At 53.2% G+C, this 18389-nt stretch carries 16 protein-coding genes; 9 read left to right on the top strand and 7 right to left on the bottom strand.

Annotation, left to right across the window (positions count from 1 at the left end; translation table 11 throughout):
* Positions 1–69: 69 nt before the first annotated feature.
* Together HCH_RS20100 and HCH_RS20105 are read left to right on the top strand one after the other, a co-directional pair.
* Positions 70–1092 (top strand): Fe(3+) ABC transporter substrate-binding protein, encoded by a 1023-nt coding sequence (locus tag HCH_RS20100; RefSeq protein ID WP_011398266.1) that lies wholly within the window; start codon positions 70–72, stop codon positions 1090–1092.
* 176 nt (positions 1093–1268) lie between these two features.
* Positions 1269–2954, top strand: a complete 1686-nt coding sequence (locus HCH_RS20105; protein ID WP_011398267.1) for an ABC transporter permease — start codon at positions 1269–1271, stop codon at positions 2952–2954.
* 66 nt (positions 2955–3020) lie between these two features.
* Here HCH_RS20105 and HCH_RS20110 read toward each other — a convergent pair whose 3' ends face one another.
* Positions 3021–4694 carry an AMP-binding protein gene (locus HCH_RS20110; protein ID WP_011398268.1) on the bottom strand — a complete coding sequence of 558 codons (1674 nt, stop codon included), beginning with the start codon at positions 4692–4694 and terminating at the stop codon, positions 3021–3023.
* 562 nt (positions 4695–5256) lie between these two features.
* Between HCH_RS20110 and HCH_RS20115 the strand changes: the two genes are divergently transcribed.
* From HCH_RS20115 to HCH_RS20140, 6 genes are all read left to right on the top strand, one after another.
* On the top strand, positions 5257–5652 hold the full coding sequence (locus HCH_RS20115; protein ID WP_011398269.1) for a hypothetical protein: 396 nt from the start codon (positions 5257–5259) through the stop codon (positions 5650–5652).
* Between the two features lie 114 nt (positions 5653–5766).
* A complete protein-coding gene (locus tag HCH_RS20120; RefSeq protein ID WP_011398270.1) occupies positions 5767–6732 on the top strand; it encodes an ABC transporter substrate-binding protein in 966 nt (321 codons plus the stop codon).
* Between the two features lie 67 nt (positions 6733–6799).
* Entirely contained in the window at positions 6800–7699 is a 900-nt protein-coding gene (locus HCH_RS20125; protein ID WP_011398271.1) for an ABC transporter permease, read from the top strand.
* Positions 7696–8490, top strand: coding sequence for an ABC transporter ATP-binding protein (locus HCH_RS20130; RefSeq protein WP_011398272.1), 795 nt, complete (start codon positions 7696–7698; stop codon positions 8488–8490). Before HCH_RS20125 ends, HCH_RS20130 begins: the two co-directional genes overlap by 4 nt.
* Positions 8491–8684: 194 nt before the next feature.
* Positions 8685–9815: an FIST signal transduction protein gene (locus HCH_RS20135; RefSeq protein ID WP_011398273.1), complete on the top strand. Its 1131-nt coding sequence runs from the start codon at positions 8685–8687 to the stop codon at positions 9813–9815.
* Positions 9816–9848: 33 nt separating this feature from the next.
* Positions 9849–11759 carry a putative bifunctional diguanylate cyclase/phosphodiesterase gene (locus tag HCH_RS20140; RefSeq protein WP_011398274.1) on the top strand — a complete coding sequence of 637 codons (1911 nt, stop codon included), beginning with the start codon at positions 9849–9851 and terminating at the stop codon, positions 11757–11759.
* A 178-nt stretch (positions 11760–11937) separates the two neighbouring features.
* Here HCH_RS20140 and HCH_RS20145 read toward each other — a convergent pair whose 3' ends face one another.
* Positions 11938–12930, bottom strand: coding sequence for a threonine ammonia-lyase (locus HCH_RS20145; protein WP_011398275.1), 993 nt, complete (start codon positions 12928–12930; stop codon positions 11938–11940).
* 108 nt (positions 12931–13038) lie between these two features.
* Here HCH_RS20145 and HCH_RS20150 point away from each other — a divergent pair, with 108 nt between their 5' ends.
* Entirely contained in the window at positions 13039–13884 is an 846-nt protein-coding gene (locus HCH_RS20150) for a sulfurtransferase (RefSeq protein WP_011398276.1), read from the top strand.
* A 393-nt stretch (positions 13885–14277) separates the two neighbouring features.
* Here the strand turns inward: HCH_RS20150 and HCH_RS20155 are convergent, their stop codons facing one another.
* From HCH_RS20155 to urtD, 5 genes are all read right to left on the bottom strand, one after another.
* On the bottom strand, positions 14278–14637 hold the full coding sequence (locus tag HCH_RS20155) for a histone-like nucleoid-structuring protein, MvaT/MvaU family (protein ID WP_011398277.1): 360 nt from the start codon (positions 14635–14637) through the stop codon (positions 14278–14280).
* A gap of 632 nt (positions 14638–15269) precedes the next feature.
* Positions 15270–15845, bottom strand: coding sequence for a hypothetical protein (locus HCH_RS20160; RefSeq protein ID WP_011398279.1), 576 nt, complete (start codon positions 15843–15845; stop codon positions 15270–15272).
* 379 nt (positions 15846–16224) lie between these two features.
* Entirely contained in the window at positions 16225–16650 is a 426-nt protein-coding gene (locus HCH_RS20165) for a hypothetical protein (protein WP_011398280.1), read from the bottom strand.
* Positions 16651–16875: 225 nt separating this feature from the next.
* Entirely contained in the window at positions 16876–17571 is a 696-nt protein-coding gene (gene urtE, locus HCH_RS20170) for an urea ABC transporter ATP-binding subunit UrtE (protein ID WP_011398282.1), read from the bottom strand.
* A 53-nt stretch (positions 17572–17624) separates the two neighbouring features.
* Positions 17625–18383: an urea ABC transporter ATP-binding protein UrtD gene (gene urtD, locus HCH_RS20175; RefSeq protein ID WP_011398283.1), complete on the bottom strand. Its 759-nt coding sequence runs from the start codon at positions 18381–18383 to the stop codon at positions 17625–17627.
* Positions 18384–18389 lie beyond the last annotated feature (6 nt).

An 18389-nucleotide genomic window follows, 5' to 3' on the forward strand; every position in this document is an offset into this window, starting at 1 on the left:
TGACACGGTCACAAAATTACTGAGAATTATTTTCATTATATTTACTTTTATTTTTTGAGAACTCTTATCATGCCAAAAAAGACCGCTTCAGTTTTCAAAGCCGCTCTCCTTTCCACCTTCTGTTTGACGCCCCTGGCCGCTCAGGCTGCCGAGGAAGTCAACGTCTACTCTTACCGTCAAGAATTTCTGATCCAGCCTTTGCTTGATACGTTCACCAGCCAGACCAACATCAAAGTCAATGTCGTTTTCGCCAAAGAAGGCGTGGCGGAAAGACTAAAACGCGAAGGCGCCAACAGCCCCGCGGACTTGGTGTTAAGCACGGATATCGGACAATTGCAGGAACTGACTGACGCCAAAGTGCTGCAACCGGTAAAATCCGACGTATTGAACGCCAACATTCCGGAACAATACCAGGCGCAGGATGATTCCTGGTTCGGCCTCACCGCCCGTGCGCGCGTTATTTACGCTTCCAAGGAGCGTACCGAAGTGAAAAGCATTTCTTATGAAGACCTGGCCAAACCAGAGTGGAAAGGCCGCATATGCACGCGCTCTGGCAAGCATCCGTACAACATCGCCCTGTTCGCCTCCATGATCGCCCACCATGGCGAAGCTAAAACAGAGGAATGGCTGCGAGGCTTGAAAGAGAATCTGGCCCGCAAGCCCCAGGGCAATGATCGCGCGCAAGTCAAAGCCATTAAAGACGGCATTTGCGATGTTTCTCTGGGCAACAGCTATTACTACGGCTTGATGCTGACGGATGAAAATCAGATTGAATGGGCCCGCGCAGTCAATTTGATTTTCCCTAACCAGAATGACCGCGGCTCGCACGTGAACATCAGCGGCGTCGCGCTGACAAAAAGCTCACCCAACAAAGCGAACGCCATCAAACTGATGGAGTTTTTGACAGAGAAACTGGCTCAGAAGATGTACTCCGAGAATAACTACGAATACCCGATTAAGCCCGGTGTGGAGCCATCTGGCCTGGTGCTTTCCTGGGGCGAATTCAAGCGCGATGAGCTACCTTTGTACAAAGCCGGCGAGCTGCGCGAAAAAGCAGTGAAAATGGTGGATAAAGTCGACTTCGACGGCTGATCGCACGCAACGACCGCCCAATAACAAGCCGAAGCCCGGACGCTTCGGCTTTGGCGGCTAGCCGCGGGAGACGGGGCCTGCGCATGTCAGGCCCCGTCGTTGCAGATAAATAGAAGGGAGCTATTTGTCTGCCTGATTAATATAAACTCGGGAACTGGCGGTAAGGTCACCCATTAATGGAAGCAGTATCAGCCCCGGTTATACGGGAGCTTTCCAAACACGCGACGACGGACTCTCCAGACGCCCGCCCCTGGCGTTATTTCAGCGCGATTGTCGCTTTGATCGCCGTCATACCTCTGCTCGCCGTCATTTATGTAGCGTTTTTTCCCACTGAGAATATTTGGCCTCACCTTTGGAGCACGGTGTTGCCGCGCTACCTGGAAGCCACATTTTTTCTGATGCTTGGCGTGGGGTTGTTGGCCACTTTTTTTGGCGTCACTTCCGCCTGGTTGGTGGCGTTTTATCGTTTTCCCGGCCGCAAACTGTTTTCCTGGGCGCTGCTGCTTCCTTTTGCAGTGCCGGCCTATGTCATCGCCTACGTTTATACTGACTTGCTGGAATACTCTGGTCCGGTGCAGGCGCTGTTACGGGAGTGGTTCGGCTGGCGCACGCCGCGCGATTACTGGTTCCCTCAGATTCGCAGTCTGGGCGGCGCCATCATTATGTTCTCCCTGGTGCTGTATCCCTATATCTATCTGACCTGTCGGGCGGCCTTGATGGAGCAGTCAGACAGCCTGCTGATGGCCAGCCGCTCTCTGGGCGCCGGAGCCTTGCGCACTTTTTATCGCATCGTGCTTCCGATTATTCGCCCCGCTCTCGCAGTCGGTCTGGCGCTGGTGCTGATGGAAACGCTCAATGACTTCGGTACTGTCAGCTTTTTCGCTGTGCAGACACTGACGGCCGGGCTTTACGATACCTGGCTGAATCTCGGCAATGTAGGCGGAGCGGCGCAAATCGCCGCGCTCATGGTGGGCATCGCCCTGGCCTTGCTGTATCTGGAGCGCGCTTCACGCCATAAGTCCAAAAGTTATCAAAGCGGCGGCCGCACGCGCCCGCTGACGCCCACGCAACTTACCGGAAAGTCTGCGTACATCGCCTCCGCATTCTGCTTCCTATTGGTATTTTTCGGCTTTCTGGTTCCCGCCTCCGTGCTCGGGTACTACTCCATCGAATACTTCGACGTCAGTTGGAATTCGGAATTCTTCCACCTGGCGATGAACTCATTGAAACTGGCGACTATCGCCGCTGCGCTGCTGGTCGTTGTCGGCGCGTTATTGGCCTACTCTCAACGCATCGCTCCCAGCGCTCTCAATAAGTCCATGGCGCGTTTGGCCTCCGTCGGCTACGCCATGCCCGGCGCTGTACTGGCTATCGGCGTCATTGTGCCTTTGGGCGCATTGGATAACAGCATCGACGGCGTCGCCCGCGATTATTTCAACACCAGCACCGGATTGATATTCAGCGGCACCATCGCCGCCATTATCTACGCCTATTCCGCACGTTTTCTGGCCATATCCCTCGGTTCCGCAGAGAGCGGGCTGGGTCGCATCACTCCTTCCATGGATCAAGCCGCCCGCACGTTGGGACACAGCTCTTTATCCATTCTCACCAAAGTGCATATACCTCTGCTCAGTCGCAGTATGTTGACGGCGGCGATTATCGTGTTCGTCGATGTGCTGAAGGAGCTGCCGGCCACACTAATCCTGCGCCCGTTCAACTTTGAGACCCTGGCGACATATCTGTATCAATACGCGTCGGATGAATTGCTGGAACACAGCGCCCTGGCCGCCCTGTTTATTGTGGCGACGGGAATTATTCCCGTCATTCTGCTGAACCGGGCCAGTACGGCGAAACAATATTGAGGAAAGGCGACGCGCCAAATCGGAAAACGGCCAGGGGAGCATACTCCCCCGGCGCCTGGCGATTACTTACTGCCAGATAACCGGCGCTTTAGCGCTATACCACTGCTCCAGGTGAGGCTTGTAGGCCTCTTCAATGACATTGCGCTTCAGTTTCATGGTGGGAGTCAGAAAATTATTTTCGATGGTCCATTGCTCAGACACAACCGCAAGAAACTGCAGACGCTCATGGGGATCGACACTGGCGTTGATGTCCTGCAACAGGTTTTGCAAACTCTTCTCCAATGACTGACGAAAGTCCGGATTGGTCCGTTTCGGATAAGCATCATCCGACAGCATGACCAGACAATGAGGCTGGGGATAGTCGGAGCCCGCCACGCACACCATTTCAATCTGAGGATGGCTGATGATGCGGTTTTCAAGCGGCGCAGGGGCCACATATTTGCCCTTGCTGGTTTTGAACAACTCTTTCTTGCGTCCGGTCAGCTTGAGGCGCCCCAGATCATCCACCTGACCAAGGTCGCCGGTGCGCAAAAAGCCGTCTTCGGTCAAGGCTTCAGCGGTTTTATCCGGCTCTTTGTAATAGCCCATCATGGTGGCTGGACTTTTCACCAGCACCTCGCCATCGTCCCCCAGACGTACATCCACGCCAGGAAGCGCCTCCCCCACATAACCCACTTTGGTTCGTCCCGGCTTGGTCATATGGGAATAGGCGAAGTTTTCCGACATGCCGTAGCCTTCCAATAGCTCCAGTCCGAGTCGACGATACCAGCTGAGAATATCCTGAGATAAAGGCGCTGAGCCGCTACCTGCGAATCGAACATGCTCCAACCCCAACCCTTTCAGTACTTTCTTTCTGATCAGATGCGATACGCCGGGGATTTTCAGCAAGAGATTCAGCTTTTCCTCCGGCATTTTGCTCAAGACGCCAGCCTGAAACTTGGTCCAGATCCGGGGAACCGCCAGAAACAGGGTCGGCTTGGCCGCTTTCAAGTCTCGCACGAAGGTGTCCAGGGATTCAGCGAAAAACACGTGGAAGCCGGTATATAACGCGCCCATTTCCACCACAAAACGCTCAAACACATGTGACAGCGGCAGGTAAGAGAGCATCCGCTCATGAGAGCCGACATCCAGAAAGTTCACAACGCCATCCGCCGCGAAGGCCAGATTATTGAACGACAGCATCACGCCCTTCGGCATCCCGGTGGAGCCAGAGGTATAGACGATGGTCGCCAGTTCTTCATGTTTTCTGGCCGGGCTTTCCTCCAGAGGATGCGTATTGGCGACAATATCCTCCCAGGTGGGGAAGTCGTTGGGGGGGCTGAGCGGGTAGGAAATACAATGTACGTCTTCTGGAACGCCGGCTTTCATGCTGTCCCAATCATCCAGCTTGCCGACGAACAGGACCTTGGCCTCGCTGTGCTCCAGAATCTGTCGAACGCTTTCCGCGCTCAACGTCGGATATAAAGGAACCGATACATAGCCCGCCATCCAGATGGCCAGATCGCTCATGATCCAGTGGGCGCAGTTTTTCGACAGGATGGCCACCTTGGCGTCTTCCGGCAATCCCAGCGAACGCAGATACGCCGCCATGCGACGCGCTTCCTGCGCAGTCCGTTGAAAGGTGTAATCGACCGAAAGGTTATTCCCCATCGGCTGGGTCATGAAAACATCGCCTGGACGGCTTTTTTCCCAGTGGTAAAGACGTTGCAACGGGGTGGGAATATGCGTGTGCAGCTCCATAGTGTGTCCTTGCCTTCTATTATTAGTATTGTTGGTTATTTATAAATTATTGATTATTAGACTTATTCATTGTACGGACAACTGTCTCCACGAATAGGGTATTCGTTGCGGATTCAGCCCATTATCCTAATTACTGCGTCAACGCAGCGGGTCCTTGATACAGCTTAGTGTATCCCCCTGCCCCTTGTGAATCCGGGCCTGATTCGCAAAATATCCTAGTCCGATTGACGCAACAAGCGCAGCCTTTGACCTCTCCAGCTTTTGAAAACGCTGTAAAACTTGTCCGCAAACGCCGTGAATCGTGGACCTGCCCCGCCAAGCGGCTATAATAACCCGCCAATACTGCATATATTGACATGTGCTCGTCGGAATCGTGCGAGACCATTCCAATCACACCGCCAGAGCCCCGAGTCGCCAGTTCTTTGTCGCAATATGGACAGCAGACTGACAGCTAAGGCCCCCTGTGAAAGGAAGGTTCAAGCCCGCGTTTCCTGAGGAGAATCCATTAAGAAGATAGATCGAAGGCGCCCATCGCCAGGATCTTTACAACAGGAAAATAATAATGTCTTCTTACCGCTGCCGAAAATGCAAAAATGGAATTCTTATTGCCGCCGTGCAAGGGCACAACGAGACGGAACTTACGGAAACATACGAGTGCGACGCCTGCGGACATGTCGCAGTGATACCGTCGCGAATGATTATCTGCAGTCAGATGGTGACGAGCTTCATCGGCGGCCTGATTACCGCCTACCTGTTCATAGAACAACTGTCGATTTTCGTCACCGTCGTGCAATTTAACATCGAACGGAATCTCACCCAGAATATTGTGTTGCTGGTCGTTTCCCTGCTGTTTCTGGCGGGCTTCGGCTACACCCTCTATACGGGCATGCAGGGACTGGCGAAAAGGAAGTTTTATCTCAAGGCGCCGCAGCGAAATAAGCGGTTCCGCGCATCGTAGCGAGGGTTGACGCGGATTTCCGGTTTTAGAAAACTCCCCTGCCGACTATAATCCGGCTCCCGGCGCACAGGAGTCAGGCGGGCAAAAACCATAACTCATAAAGAGAGATCGTGTATGTCGAAGAAACTGTTGGTGGGCTTGTTGTCCTTGTTACCCTTCATGAGTCCGGCGGCACTGGCTGCCGACGAGAAATTCGTAGCCATCACCCAGATTGTTGAGCATCCAGCTTTGGACGCCTGCCGTAAAGGCGTGCAGGACGAACTTGCCGAAAGAGGTTTCAAAGTTGGCGAAAACCTGAAATGGATGTACGAAAGCGCTCAGGGCAACCCGACTACCGCCAACCAGATCGCCAAGAAATTCGCCGGTGAAGAGCCTGACGTGATCGTCGCCATCGCCACCCCTTCTGCGATCACAGCCGCCGCCGCCGCACGCAACACGCCGGTCGTATTCTCCGCGGTCACCGATCCTCTGGGAGCAAAACTGGTCAAGACGCTGGAAAAACCTGGCGGCAAAGTCACCGGCACCATGGATATGCTGCCCATCGACAAGCACCTGCAACTGGTAAAACGCATTGTCCCGGAAGCGAAAATTATCGGCACCATCTATAACCCGGGTGAAGCTAACTCCGTCTCCCTGGTGGAAAGGCTGAAAAAAGAAAGCGCAGACGCTGGCCTGGTTCTGCGTGAGGCCGCCGTCACCAAAAGTTCAGAGATTCTGAATGCAGCGCGCTCACTGGTAGGAAAAGTCGACGCCATTTACCTGCTGACTGACAACACCGTTATTTCCGGGGTGGAAGCGGTCATCAAAGTCGGCGAACAGAACAAGCTGCCGGTCATCGCCGCCGACACAGACACCGTCACTCGCGGCGCCATCGCCGCTTATGGTTTTAACTACTACGACGTAGGCAGACAAACCGGCGGCATCGTCGCGGATATTCTTGAAGGCAAAGCCCCTGGCGACATCGACGTACAAGGCGTGGAAAAGCTGGAGCTTTACCTGAATCCAGGCGCCGCTGAGCGCATGGGCGTCAAACTGGATTCCAAATTGTCTGAAGAAGCCAAGGAAATCGTAGGCGGCTGATCCCGCTCTCTCCAGGGCCTCAAGGAGAGGCCCTCTCCCATCATTGCAGTTGTTCCCGGAGGTACTTTTGTCCCAAATCGCATTTCTTGGCGCTATTGAAGTCGGCCTTGTATTCGCCCTTGTCGCCTTCGGCGTGTTTCTGTCTTTCCGCATTCTGGACTTCCCCGACCTCACTGTCGACGGCAGCTTCCCACTAGGCGGAGCAGTATGCGCCACTTTGATTACGTTTGGCTGGAATCCCTGGCTGGCCACGCTCGCGGCGATTACTGCAGGCGCAATGGCTGGCAGCGTCACCGCCTGGCTGAACGTACGGCTCAAGATACTGCATTTGCTGGCCTCCATACTGACCATGATGGCGTTGTACTCCATCAATTTACGCATCATGGGCAAGCCCAATGTCGCCTTGCTGGGAGAACCCACAGTCCTCAGCGTGTTTGATACTCTGGGCGTTAAATATTACTACGCCGCCCCGATTGGCTTTGCCATCGTCGTCACCGCCGTCGCCGGCTTGCTGCTGTTTTTCCTGAAGTCCGAACTGGGCCTGGCGATGCGCGCCGCCGGGGCGAATCCGCATATGGCCAAAGCCCAGGGAATTAATACCGGTTTCATGATCATAGTCGGTATGGCGCTATCCAATGGGTTAGTGGCGCTGGCTGGCGCCTTGTTCGCTCAGTCCACCGGTAATGCGGACATCACCATGGGCGTCGGCGTTATTCTGGTCGGCCTGGCTTCAGTCATTGGCGGCGAAGCGTTACTGACGCCCCGTACTATTTTATTGGCGCTGCTGGGCTGCATCATTGGCTCCATTCTCTATCGTCTGGCCGTGGCGGCGGCGCTTAACACTGATTTTCTGGGACTACAGGCTCAAGACCTCAACCTGATCACAGCTGCGCTGGTGGCCATGGCGATTGTTCTGCCTACCGCCAAGCGCGCCGTATTCAAGCCCACAGGGAGGCCTCAAGCATGATCCAGGTATCCAATCTACACATCTGCTTTGGCCGCGGCACGCCGCTGGAAGTCTATGCCCTACGGGGCGTCGACCTGACTATTCCCCAAGGCCAGTTCGTTACCGTTATCGGCAGTAACGGCGCGGGCAAAAGCACCCTGCTCAACGCCGTCGCCGGAGAAATACAGCCGGAGTCCGGCAACATCGTCATTGGCCACCAGGATGTCACCCAGGCGCCGACTCACAAACGCGCCAAGAATGTCGCTCGCGTTTTTCAGGACCCCAAGCGAGGCACCTGTGAAACCCTCACCCTGGAAGAAAATCTGGCGTTGGCTTTGGCGCGCGGAAAACGTCGCGGTTTGCGGCCGGCGATCAAGTCCGCGGACAACAAGCGCTTCAAAGAGCTGGTGGCCCGCCTGGGGCTGGGACTGGAAGATCGCCTGGGCGATCAGATCGGCCTGCTGTCCGGCGGACAGCGCCAAGCCATGAGTCTGTTGATGGCCACTCTCCAGCCTATTGAAATTCTGCTGCTGGACGAACACACCGCCGCCCTCGACCCCAAAACCGCTGCGTTCGTTCTGGAGCTGACAGCGGAGATCGTCGAGCGGGAAAAATTGACGGTTCTGATGGTGACCCACAGCATGCAGCAGGCGCTGGACTACGGCGACCGCACGCTGATGCTGCACGAAGGCAAAATCATCTTCGACATTGAGGGAGACCAGCGCAAGTTCACCACCATTCCAGACCTGTTGAAACTGTTCGAGACCAAGAGCGGGCATGGGTTGGCCGACGACTCGCTGTTACTGGGCTAGTCTCCTCCCAGCCTAAACATACTGGCCGCCCTAAACAGGCCGTTAACCCAGTGCGGCGGGAAAAACTTTGTAAATTACATTGAGCATTCCTCGCCGCGTTATCTATAGTTAGGATATAAAACATAATTACCTGTCAAAACAGGCAACGGGCGATCGATCATCATTTACGGGTCATTTGCGCGGTAGTCCTCTAAATGCAGATTCAACAATTTATCCGGAAAAACGGTCAGTGGATGACGCCCCTCCCAGACCAACCGGAGCATGATACGGTTTTACTGCTTTGCTTCGGCCGGCAATCCCTCCTGTTTACCGATGATGTTGACGCCGCGTTACGTTACAGTTTCCCTCAGGCTCAAATAGTAGGCTGCTCGACCGCCGGGGAAATCATGGGGACTAAAGTGCTGGAGAACACACTGACCGTTACGGCGCTCAGCTTTTCCCGCGCCACTATCGCCGTCGTCTCCACCCCTGTTCAGGACAATTCAGATAGCCGCGCCGTCGGACGCAACATTGCGCGACAATTACCGCCAGAAGGGCTGCGTCATGTGTTGTTATTGTCCGATGGCTTAAAGGTCAACGGCTCCGAACTGGTGCATGGCGCCCAGGAGGCTCTGCCTCAGCGAGTCAGGATTACTGGCGGACTCGCCGGGGATTATGAAGACTTCACTGACACCTCCGTCTGGGTTAACAGTCCCACACGAGAGGGTCTCGTGGCGGCGATCGGCTTTTACGGCGACTCATTGCGCATCGGATACGGCTCCATGGGGGGGTGGGACGCTTTTGGTCCCGATTGGCGCATCAGCAAATCCGAGCGCAACAAACTGTTTGAATTGGATCAGCATAGCGCGCTTTCTCTTTATAAAGATTACCTGGGCGACTACGCGAACGGGCTGCCGGCCACCGCACTGCTGTTTCCCCTACTGGTCAAGCTCGCCGATAATCACTATGTTGTGAGAACCATTCTCGGCATCAATGAGTCGGAACGATCCATGACCTTCGCCGGCGATATGCCTCAAGGCGCCGCCGCCCGTTTTATGAAGGCCAACTTCGAGCGTCTGGTGGAAGGCGCCGCCTCAGCGGCGGAGCAAAGTCGCTTTTCCGGCGGCCGGCAACCGCAACTTGCGTTACTGGTCAGTTGCGTCGGACGCAAAATGGTGTTGAAACAACGTACGGAAGAAGAAGTGGAAAGCGTTCGAGAAGTGCTCGGCGCCGATACCGCTATATGCGGTTTTTATTCCTATGGCGAAATCAGTCCGGTAGTTGATGGGGTTGGCTGCTCTCTGCATAACCAGACGATGACGATTACAACAATCAGCGAAGACTAAGAATGCAACATCAACCAGGCTTTATGATCACCTATGCATAGGCTGTTAGAGCGTCAGTTGAAAAAACTGTTGCCCGCTGACCTTCCAGCGGAGCGGTTACGCGCGCTTCTGGACGCGATTGACGCGGCGTACATCCAGGCTGACGAAGAACGCAGCATGCTCGAACGCGCCCTGGAACTGTCTTCGCAGGAGCTCACCAAACGCAACCAGGAACTAAAGCAGCAATTACAGGAAATTTCCACGACCAAACAGGAGCTGGAGAATTCGGTTTCCCTGCTTAACGCCACCCTCAATTCCACCTGCGACGGCATCATTGTCTTCGACCAGGACAATCGGGTGATCGCCTGCAATAACGTGTTTCTGAAAATGTTCGACATGCGGCAGGAAGTAGCGGAAAACATCAACAAACACCACATCCGTCCTTATTTACGGGAAAAAGTGAAGAACCTGGATGAGCTGACCCGACTTTGGGAGTTCAATAAACGTTTTAATCAGCGCTCCAGTTATTGTTTGCTGGAAATGAAAGACGGTCGCTTCATCGACTGCTACACCAATCCACGCATCCATGAAGGTAAGGTGCTCGGCCGGGTGTGGAGTCTGAGTGACATCACGGAACTCAAGCTCAGCGAACAACAGGCGCTGTTTCATTCCTATCACGACAACCTGACCGGCCTGCCCAACCGCACTTTGTTCCACGAACGCCTCACCCACGCCATCGAGCGCCGAGGCGTTCAGCAGCGGGATCTGGCGGTCATGTTTCTGGATCTCGACGGCTTCAAGGACATCAACGATTCCACCGGACTGGAAACCGGCGACCAGTTACTGCAAATGGCCGCGCAACGCATCAAGGAAACCCTGCCGCCGGAAACCACCGTCGCGCGTTATGGCGGCGACGAATTCATTGTCCTGCTGGAGAACATCAAGACGTCTTTCGAGGCGACCCTGGTTTCCGAGCGCCTGCGCTCCGCCATTGATCGTCCGTTTACGGTCGACGATCAGACTTTTCATCTGACCTGCTCGATCGGCATCGCCCTCTATCCAACCGACAGTCGCGACGCCGACGCATTGATCCGCAAAGCGGACATGGCGATGAATCACGCCAAGAGTCGCGGCCGCAACAATTGCCAGTTCTTCGCCGACGAATTTGAAATTCTCACCTCCCATCGCCTGAGAATTCGCAACAATCTTAAGTCTGCGTTGGAAAAGAATGAGTTCAACTTGCTGTACCAACCCAAAATCGCCCTGCACAGCAATATGATCATCGGCGTCGAAGCCCTGATACGCTGGCGGCGACCGAGCGGCGAAGTGGTTTCTCCGGCGGAGTTTATTCCCGCCGCGGAGGAAAACGGCCTGATCATCGATATCGGCAACTGGGTTACCGAGGAAGCCTGCAAACAACTGCAACGCTGGGGACGGGAGAATCACCATAACTTTTCCGTCGCCATCAATATCTCCCCGTTCCACTTTCAGCACGCCGACATCCTGAGCACCATCACTCAGGCATTACGACGTTATTCGGTACGCCCCGAGCTGTTGGAAATCGAGCTGACGGAAAGCGCCTTGATGGAGGATATCGAGCACACTATCGAAATACTGGCAGAGCTGCGCAAGCTGGGCATCAGTTGCTCGGTGGACGATTTCGGCGCCGGCTATTCCTCTTTGAATTACCTTAAGCGGTTGCCGGTGGACACACTGAAAATCGACAAGATGTTCATCGACGACATCACCAAATCACAACGTGATCTGGCGCTGGTCGACACCATGATCAACCTCGCCCACCATTTGGACATGCTGGTCGTGGCGGAAGGCGTAGAGACGGAAGAAACGGTTCATCTGCTCAAGGAGAAACGTTGCGACCTGGCCCAAGGTTATTACTTCAGTCGTCCCGTGAGCGGCAAAGTGATCAGTGAAATGCTGACCACACGCCTGCAGGATCGCGCCTGACTGTCCCCTCTCCTTTTACGATCACACTTATTAATCAGACAGACAAATAGCTTCCTTCTATTTGTCTGCAACTACAGGGCCTGCCCATGTCAGGCCCTGTCTCCCGCGGCTCTTCGCCGCGCAGGCGCATCCATGCGCCAGATATTAACATGTCAATATCATTGCCATATTAATACAACTAGAGTTCCTCAGGTTTGCCGCTGCGAAAAGCGGATAAGGTGTAGGCTTCCTCCAGTTCATCCGCCGTCGCCACACCACTGCTCATAAACAGCACCACGGTCTTACTCCTGAGTTTTTGTCTGAGCAGATAGGCCGCCATGATGGGCGCGCCGCCCGCCGCATCCACCATTTGCCGGGTATGATGCGCCGCCAGCGCCACGCCTTCGTACAAGCGATGTTCCGGCAGCAAAACAAAGTCCGCGAGTGAGTCCGCATACAGACTGAAAGGCGTTTCAAAGGCTTTACTCATACCCAGTTCTTGCGAAAACGTTCGACTTTCCTGACGTTGCAGCGCGCCGGTTTTCCAGGATAAATAAGCGGCAGGAGCCGACTCCGCCTGCACGCCAATCACTTTCAACTTGGGATTGAGGACGCTCGACGCCGCCAGCGTGGAAGCAATACATCCCCCCATGCCCACAGAGCCGATCGCCACATCCGCTTCAGGCAGTTCCTCGATCATTTCCAGGGCGGCGGTGGCGCAACCATGAATAAACTGCATTTCGTTGGCGGGATGCACGAAGTAATAATCGCCGTTTTCCTCCATGCGGCGCGCGATCCGTAACGACTCTGGAAAGTCGATTCCGCTGGCGCGTACTTCAGCCCCTTGATCCTGTATCGGTTGAGTCAATGACAATGGGCTTTTTTCCGGAACCACCACCAGCGCGCTCATGTTGAACAGACGGGCCGCGCAAGCCAAAGCCAGCCCCGAAGCCCCGTTGGCTGCGGTGACGATGCGGGTGACGCCATTACGCCGCAATTCCCACGCAAGATTGACGGCGCCGCGTATTTTTTGGCTGGCCGTGGGGTTATGATTCTCGTGCTTAATATAGATATCAGCGCCAATCAGCCTGGAGAGGCTCTCGTAGCGTAGCAATTGAGTCGGCTTGAGATTTCGCGAAACCGTTTGACGGGCTTTGAATATGTCGCGAATATCAACGACTTGGTCCTTCATAAGTCAGTCTCAGGCAATGTGGGCGATGGCTAGCATATACGCAGGCGCGTTCAGGCGCTGTGACTGCATTCAAAGTAAAGAAATGTAACAAGGAGCAAAAGGACATCCATGCTAATTTCCCCAGCATCCCTGCATTCGCATTTGGGCGACGCCAAGTATCGCATTATCGATTGCCGCTTCGCGCTTAACGACCCGGAATACGGACGCCTCGCCTATCTGCAGGGCCATATTCCAGGCGCCGTATACGCCGACCTGAACAAAGATTTATCGGCGCCGGTGATTCCAGGTAAAACAGGACGCCATCCACTGCCGGAGGTCCACAAGTTTCTAGGCTGGTTACAGCAGGCCGGCATCACCTCAGAAGATACTGTCGTCGCCTATGACGACGGCCCCGGCGCTTACGCCTCTCGCTTGTGGTGGTTGTTAAAATGGCTTGGGCACGATGACGTCCGCATTCTGGACGGCGGCCTGAAAGCCTGGCGCGCCGCGGGTTATGATCTGTCCACTGAGCCAGCGGCGCCCAAGCAGGTTGATGCGTACGAGGCGACGCCCGACGACCGTCTGCTGGTGACGGCGGAGGAGTTGCACAGCAAGCTGAACGACGCGTCGGTCAATATTCTGGACGCCCGCGCGGCGCCGCGATTCGCAGGAGAAATGGAGCCGATAGATCCAGTCGCCGGACACATCCCTAACGCAATCTGCGCGCCCTTTGAAGAAAACCTGACCCCCGAAGGCGTATTCAAACCGGAAGAAGAATTACGCCGCCGCTTCGCCAACTATTACGCCCACGGCAAAGCCTGGGAAGTCATTTGCTACTGCGGCTCCGGCGTCACCGCCTGCCACAACATCTTCTCCGCCCACCTGGCGGGCTACCCCATGCCCAAACTCTACCCCGGCTCCTGGAGCGAGTGGATCACCGATCCCAATCGTCCCATTGCCGTCGGCAACGAATAGACTCAAGCGTTATACCAACATCTCAGCGGCGTCATTACCTTACAATGACGCCCCGATAATCCTTGGATTAATAGATCTTCGACAGGACCTGACATGTGCATCCTATCCAACATATAGGAAAGTAAAGTGTCGAAGGGCTTTCCTATCTTGTTCTCTTGGTCAGAAGTATATTGAAATCACTCGTTGCCTGCTTTCGCTCTTTAACCTGAAACCTGAGCATGTCACTTAAACCAGGCGTTTCTTATTTACCTGATATCAGTAGGGAGCGGCATACGAAAAACGCCTCCATATAGGAGGCGTTTCCGAACAGGCTCAGGCAGAAGCTTACACTAACAACAAACTCTTAAAAGGATGTATATGAAAGCGCCGCCCGATTACAGCCTTATAAAACCATTAAGCAGCCAACCAGCTCTCAACAGTTTCTTTGCCGTATTGTTCTTTCCACGCGTTAAGAACTTTGTGGTTACCGCCGCGGGTTTCAACTACTTCGCCGGTTTCTGGGTTTTTGTACACTTTCAAAGGACGCGCGCCACGACGCTTGTCAGAAGCAGAAACTTTAGCTGGCGCTTTATCTCCACGCAACAGGTTCAGCACCTCCTCGGAAGAAACGTCGTAGCTTTTCATGAGTTCTTCAAGTTGCTTTTTGAATTCCAGGCTCTTTTTCAGTTCGTCGTCATTTTCCAGCGCTTCCAGTTTCTTTTTAAGCGCTTCGATTTCAGCAAGAGTAGTTTCGTAGGCGTTGATCTTTTTCATTTCTTATCCCCAATGTAATTATGAAAACTATTGATTCCGGGCCATTTACAGCCTGGCCAATAAAATACGAGTTGGAGGCGCAGTATAACGCAAAGTTATTAAGCATCAAGCATTTTCATTTATACAACACATTTATTTACTAATAAATAACATTACCGTCATTTTAATTCTTGTTGTATCGACTCTACCTCCGCATAAATTCGATCAATTTACAATCAACCCTATTGCAATGTGAATGATACAACCGAATAAAACGAGTTATACGTAGACGGTCTAGCGCAACGTTAATAATATGGCAAAGATATTGGCATGTTAATAATCAGGCCCATGGATGCGCCTGCGCGGCTGTTAGCCGCGGGAGACAGGGCCTGACCTGTGCAGGCCCTGTCGTTGCAGACAACCTGTAGTTGCAGACAAATAGAAGGAAGCTATTTTTCTGCCTGATTAATAGCCAGGCATCCTCGGTAACAGCGAGGTGATGAGATACGGCGCCAGCATCAGTTAGACGTTTAATATGATTGGCGCACTTGCATGATTAAAATTCAGACATATTAGAAGTGACTTATTCCTCTATCCCCGGGAAATTAACATAGAAGAAACCAGTGGGACCACTGGTTCCTGCAACGACATTTTTACTTATTTTTTAACTCGCTAAGGGTCTTGTCCATGCTTTCCATCACTGCTAGCTGTTTATCCATAACCTGAAGTGATCTATGTATGGGTCCCCTCCGAAATAGGAAATAAAAGAGAAATATAACCAGCCCCAGCACAAGTACAGGTTGCATAACAGCCTGGATAAACGAGTAACCCCATTCCCTGTCACGCTTGTCCGCCTCGTACCTAAGCCACTCCTCATTCGTCATCCACACATCGACTACGGGGTTAAAGACAAGTTTTCTATTAGTCATAAAGGACTTAATCTCTGGCTCCCTATTCAGCTTGCCTTCCAGTTGTACTTGGAGATTTCCGTATCTATATCCATCTGCGCCATACTCGATGGAAACTGCCGTAATTTCAGCAACGCCATGGAATCCAAAGCTGTCGCTATCAAGCTGATATTTTCCATCACCTAATGCACTAAAATTAGTAAATAACTCCTCGTTTTCCTGGATTCTTTCCCATGCCCTGATTAGCTCTTCTTGATTACCAGAGTATGCATGTGAAGTAGAGGAGATTAGCCATACGCAAAGGAGTATGAGTTTTTTCATTATGTAAATCGCTTACCTGCTGTTATTCGGGCATTCATCAAAACATTTCAACAGGGTATATACTTGAAACAGGAGAAAATAACAATTTTCTTAGCGAGATTTACTGGGGCCTGTTCACACTAAAGAACTAATCAGCTATTAGTGCAAACTGAATGAAGAGTTTAAACGTGGCATCAAGCTTATCAAATCGGTATAAGATTTTTCTGAAGCCCTTTAAACACAGGAACACCCTATCAACCTCACTGCGCGTTTATAAACATACACGTCATACTACCTCCGTCAATCCTCTACTTTTCGGTGGGACGACTGGCGTCACACCAGATCAGACACCAATAGGCGGGTTGCGTCACCTTCGTAGGCGCTCTCATTAATGACGTGTCTAATCTTTGTGGGCAGGATCATCTTCTCTATCGGCGATTACCAAATCGTTCACATCGTCACATAGCTTCTTAAAGCTTTCCACTATCGCCGTGCCGCCCACTTCAATGTAGTAAACCGGGCATTTTCCATCTTCCGCATTTTCAATATCAAGAAACAGCAGGCTTTCCGGTTGCGCGATTACATCCAGATCGCCCACTTCAAAGTCGCCTTCAAGAAAGCCGGTCACTAGAAATGGAATTTTGGTGTCTAAATCCAGATTCTCAGGCATGCCGTCGCAGAATAAGTCATCAAAAAAACTCTCCGCGTCGTCTTCATCCACCTGGGAGAGGTCGAAAATCATCGCATTACGAGCCTCGCCCTCAATCTCGACGGAAACGGGACGCCACATCAAATCGGAATACTTTGCATAGATGCTTTTTAACATGCTTTTACCTCTAACCTTGGAAATGAGAAATAACACAGTTCTAACGCGGCGCCATTTCCTTATGGGTCAAAGCGAAACGACTCTATTAAGAGTAGAGTATGTCAGAGAATTCTTTATATGAAACTTTAAGGGCTAAAGCGCTGGCGCGAGATAATGCGCAAGCAGGAGATAAAGTGTAGGTAACAGATAGAAAGGCGGCGTCAAACTCGTCCCTGAGCCAGTTCTTCACACCGTCATGTACCCTCTTACCTGCTCTTTATCCATATCCGCTTTCTGGCCGGACAGGACAACAGAGCCGCGATCCAGTACGGCGTAGTTGTCGGCGAGTTCGTAGGCGAAGTCGAGGTACTGTTCGATCAGGACAATGGCCATATCGCCCCTGTCGCGCAGTCTTCCGATGACGCTTTGGATATCTTTGATAATGGATGGCTGGATGCCTTCCGTCGGCTCGTCCAACATCAAAAGCTTGGGACGGGTGACCAGGGCGCGGGCGATGGCGAGCTGCTGTTGCTGTCCGCCGGAGAGGTCCCCGCCACGGCGTTTAAGCATACTTTTCAGTACGGGAAACAGCGTGAAAATTTCCTCTGGAATGCTGCGTTGGCTACGAGGAATAGCGGCAAAGCCGGTTTTCAGATTCTCCAGCACCGTGAGCTGGGAGAATATCTCGCGTCCCTGGGGCACATAAGCGATGCCCAGTTTGGCGCGATCATGGGGCGACAAGCGCGCAATATCGCGCCCCTGCCAGAGCACCGCGCCTTTCTTGACGGGATGGCGACCGGACAGCGCCCGCAACAGGGAGGTCTTGCCCACCCCGTTGCGCCCCAGAATGCAGGAAACCTTCCCCGCCTCCGCTTCCATACTGACGCCATATAAAGCCTGACTGGCGCCGTAAAACAAGTCTACGTTCTGTACGTTCAACATATGACATTACTCGATTATTCCGCCGCTGTTTGATCCAGGGGCTCCACTTATTTTTACCGCCCCAGATAAACCTCAATCACCTGCTGATTCTTCTGCACCTGATCCAGCGATCCCTCCGCCAGCACGCGTCCTTCGTGCAACACTGTGACTTTGCATTGCAGGGCGCGCACGAAATCCATGTCGTGCTCCACCACCACCAGGGAATGCTGCTTGGATACGGCTTTAAACAGCTCGGCGGTTTTCTCGGTTTCCACGTCGGTCATGCCCGCCGCCGGTTCGTCAATTAGCAGTAATTCCGGCCCCTGTATCAGCAGCATGCCAATCTCCAGCCATTGCTTCTGACCATGAGACAGCGCGCCGGCGAGTTCGCCCGCCCTGGCGCTGAGATCCACCAGCGTCAGGATTTCATCGATGCGGGTTTTCTGCGCCTTGCTGAGCCGATGAAAGAAGGCCTCATACACCTTGCGCCCGCCTTGCAACGCCAGCTCCAGGTTTTCAAGCACCGTCAACGATTCAATCACCGTCGGCTTCTGAAATTTGCGGCCGACGCCCATATTGGCGATCTCGGCCTCGTCGTGCTGAGTCAGGTCGATGTGATTGTTGAACAGCACCTGGCCGACGTCAGGTCGTGTTTTGCCAGTAATGACATCCATCATGGTGGTCTTGCCTGCGCCATTCGGACCGATAATCGCGCGCAATTCCCCCGGCGCTAAAATCAATGACAGACTGTTCAGCGCCTTGAAGCCATCGAAACTGACGGATACGCCGTTTAAATAAAGAATGCTGGGTTGTTCCAGATGTTTTGCTTGCATGGGCTT

The organism is Hahella chejuensis KCTC 2396, assembly GCF_000012985.1.
Lineage (GTDB): Bacteria > Pseudomonadota > Gammaproteobacteria > Pseudomonadales > Oleiphilaceae > Hahella > Hahella chejuensis.

Coding starts and splice junctions, on each gene's coding strand:
- HCH_RS20100 (WP_011398266.1), top strand. CDS start 70: ATGCCAAAAAAGACCGCTTCAGTTTTCAAAGCCGCTCTCCTTTCCACC.
- HCH_RS20105 (WP_011398267.1), top strand. CDS start 1,269: ATGGAAGCAGTATCAGCCCCGGTTATACGGGAGCTTTCCAAACACGCG.
- HCH_RS20110 (WP_011398268.1), bottom strand. CDS start 4,694: ATGGAGCTGCACACGCATATTCCCACCCCGTTGCAACGTCTTTACCAC.
- HCH_RS20115 (WP_011398269.1), top strand. CDS start 5,257: ATGTCTTCTTACCGCTGCCGAAAATGCAAAAATGGAATTCTTATTGCC.
- HCH_RS20120 (WP_011398270.1), top strand. CDS start 5,767: ATGTCGAAGAAACTGTTGGTGGGCTTGTTGTCCTTGTTACCCTTCATG.
- HCH_RS20130 (WP_011398272.1), top strand. CDS start 7,696: ATGATCCAGGTATCCAATCTACACATCTGCTTTGGCCGCGGCACGCCG.
- HCH_RS20135 (WP_011398273.1), top strand. CDS start 8,685: ATGCAGATTCAACAATTTATCCGGAAAAACGGTCAGTGGATGACGCCC.
- HCH_RS20140 (WP_011398274.1), top strand. CDS start 9,849: ATGCATAGGCTGTTAGAGCGTCAGTTGAAAAAACTGTTGCCCGCTGAC.
- HCH_RS20145 (WP_011398275.1), bottom strand. CDS start 12,930: ATGAAGGACCAAGTCGTTGATATTCGCGACATATTCAAAGCCCGTCAA.
- HCH_RS20150 (WP_011398276.1), top strand. CDS start 13,039: ATGCTAATTTCCCCAGCATCCCTGCATTCGCATTTGGGCGACGCCAAG.
- HCH_RS20155 (WP_011398277.1), bottom strand. CDS start 14,637: ATGAAAAAGATCAACGCCTACGAAACTACTCTTGCTGAAATCGAAGCG.
- HCH_RS20160 (WP_011398279.1), bottom strand. CDS start 15,845: ATGAAAAAACTCATACTCCTTTGCGTATGGCTAATCTCCTCTACTTCA.
- HCH_RS20165 (WP_011398280.1), bottom strand. CDS start 16,650: ATGTTAAAAAGCATCTATGCAAAGTATTCCGATTTGATGTGGCGTCCC.
- urtE (WP_011398282.1), bottom strand. CDS start 17,571: ATGTTGAACGTACAGAACGTAGACTTGTTTTACGGCGCCAGTCAGGCT.
- urtD (WP_011398283.1), bottom strand. CDS start 18,383: ATGCAAGCAAAACATCTGGAACAACCCAGCATTCTTTATTTAAACGGC.